The sequence below is a fragment of the Kitasatospora sp. NPDC057512 genome, assembly GCF_042802135.1.
Lineage (GTDB): Bacteria > Actinomycetota > Actinomycetes > Streptomycetales > Streptomycetaceae > Kitasatospora.
Genome location: NZ_JBHVET010001076.1, coordinates 1 through 2068 on the forward strand (window position 1 = coordinate 1; position 2068 = coordinate 2068).

Below are 2068 nucleotides of genomic sequence, written 5' to 3' on the forward strand. Positions count from 1 at the left end.
GTCCAGGGCCGGGCCGCGCCACAGGTCCAGGGCCTCGCGCAGCAGGGGCGCGCCGTCGGCGCCCGCACGGGCGGCGACGTCGACCCGGGCGGTGAACTCCCGCGCGTCGACGCGGACTCCCTCCGTGGCGAGGAGGTAGCTCGGCCCGTCGGTGCGGATCGGTGAAGGCCGCCGCGAGCCGGGCGAGAGCGCGCGGCGCAGCAGCCCGACCATGTTGCGGACCTGGCGGTCGGCGGTGGCGGGCGGGCACTCGTCCCACACCGCGTCGACGATCCGGGGCACGGACACCGTCCGGCCGGCGTGGGCCACCAGCACGGCCAGGAGCGCCTGTTGGAGCCGGCCGCCGACGGCGAGCGGACCGGAGTCCCGGGCCCGCACCTCCAGTGCTCCCAGGATCCTGAACTCCACCCATGGCCTCCGACGATCGAACAGTGCCGTGCGTCGCCCTGCGCCCCGAGCCCCGTGACGGGTGCGGCAGGGTCATCCTCGCCCGGGCGCGGCGCCGTGTCCACGGCGCCGCGGACACGGCGCTCCGCTCCGGGGCGCCCTCCCGCGGCGTGATGAGGTCGTGAGGAATTCATGACGGCCTTGCGCAGGATCGTCACCGGGCCGGACGGCATCCCCCACGACGGCCCGCCCCACCGCCTCACCCTTCCCTGCTCCACCGTTCCCCGCCCCACCGCCCCACCGTTCCCCGCCCGCACCCGCACGGTTCCGGCCGCGGGGGTGCGGCCCATCCACCAGAGCACGGAGGAGAACAGATGACCCTCGTCCACCGGCCCCGCCGACGGACGGCGGCGGCCGCGGCCGCCACCACGATCGTCATGACCCTGCTGGAGATCGGGGGCATCGGTGCCGGCACCGCCCACGCCGGCACCCGCCCGCCGACGACGAACTGCAACCCCGCCGTGGACCAGACCTGGCTGGAAGTGACATCCCTCCAGGTCGACCCCGTCGTCACCGACTTCCTCGCCGTCTACGTCGCCCCGGGAACCACCGGACAGCGCACCGAGACCCTGAGCCGGGTGGACTCGGTGACCACCGTCGTCAACCGCAGCGCCGAGATCAGCGCCTCGGCGAGCGTGCTCTTCCTCAAGATCGAGGCCAAGGTCGGCTTCTCCGTCCAGAAGACCACCTCGACCACCACCAGCACCACCGTCTCGACCACCTGGAACCTCAACCAGCCCGGCTACTACGGCCTCTACCGCGGCACCCGCCGGGTCCAGGGCGAGTACGCCAAGTTCGTCTGCGCCCAGACCGGCCCGACCACCGGCGTGTGGCTCAACACCTTCCCGGACGGCGGCGGGGGGAGCTTCACCACCTACGAGCTGCCGGAGATCGGCAGCGTCACCTGCGCCCAGACCGAACCGGCCGGCACCCTGCGCCGCACCGCCCAGATCCGGCTCTCCTGCTGACCCGCCCACCCCACACCACGACGGAGGAACCCATGACGAACCCGCTGCGGCGCCGGACGGCCCGCGCCCTGCGCACGCTCGGCGCCGGCATCCTGGCCGCACTGGCCGGCGGCACACTGCTCGCCGCCCCCGCGTCCGCCGACACCCCGCCGAAGTTCGGCTGGTCCGACTGGAACGGCTGGAGCTGCTCGGGGTACTACCGGATCAACACCCCGGCCGGGCAGGTCCTCGACATGAGCCAGGGCGGCACCTTCTTCGACGGAGCGCTCATCCAGTACCCCTGGAACGGCCAGCGCAACCAGCAGTGGGGCCTGTGCCGGTGGCCGGGCGCCCCCGAGGACACCAGCAGCTACGTGCTGCGCAACCGGCAGAACGGCGACTGCATCGGCAGCTACGACGGCGGGAGCGTGGACGCCTCCTGGATCAGCGTGTTCGACTGCTCGGGCTACATCGGCCCCAACCAGAAGTTCTGGAAGGTCGTGGACCCGGCCTCCGGCGCCTTCGGCCTCAAGCTGCAGCACTCCGGCAACTGGCTCGCGGTCGCGGAGGCCGCCAACGCCAACTCCATCGTGGCCCAGTACTCATACCGGGCGACGGCCTTCACCCTGCAGCAGCTGAACCCGTGACCCCCCGCCCGCCGGCCCGTCCAGCGG

General features: G+C 73.3%; 3 protein-coding genes. 2 read left to right on the plus strand and 1 reads right to left on the minus strand.

Annotated features, from left to right (window positions below; translation table 11 throughout):
* Positions 1 to 408, minus strand: a 408-nt coding sequence (locus ACFU6K_RS37755) for a winged helix-turn-helix domain-containing protein (protein ID WP_380670994.1), incomplete at its 3' end; no start/stop codon positions are given.
* Between the two features lie 353 nt (positions 409 to 761).
* Here ACFU6K_RS37755 and ACFU6K_RS37760 point away from each other — a divergent pair.
* Both ACFU6K_RS37760 and ACFU6K_RS37765 read left to right on the plus strand, forming a co-directional pair.
* Complete coding sequence (locus tag ACFU6K_RS37760) at positions 762 to 1415, plus strand: hypothetical protein (protein WP_380670996.1); 654 nt, start codon at positions 762 to 764, stop codon at positions 1413 to 1415.
* 32 nt (positions 1416 to 1447) lie between these two features.
* Complete coding sequence (locus ACFU6K_RS37765; protein WP_380670998.1) at positions 1448 to 2041, plus strand: RICIN domain-containing protein; 594 nt, start codon at positions 1448 to 1450, stop codon at positions 2039 to 2041.
* The last annotated feature ends 27 nt before the right edge of the window (positions 2042 to 2068 follow it).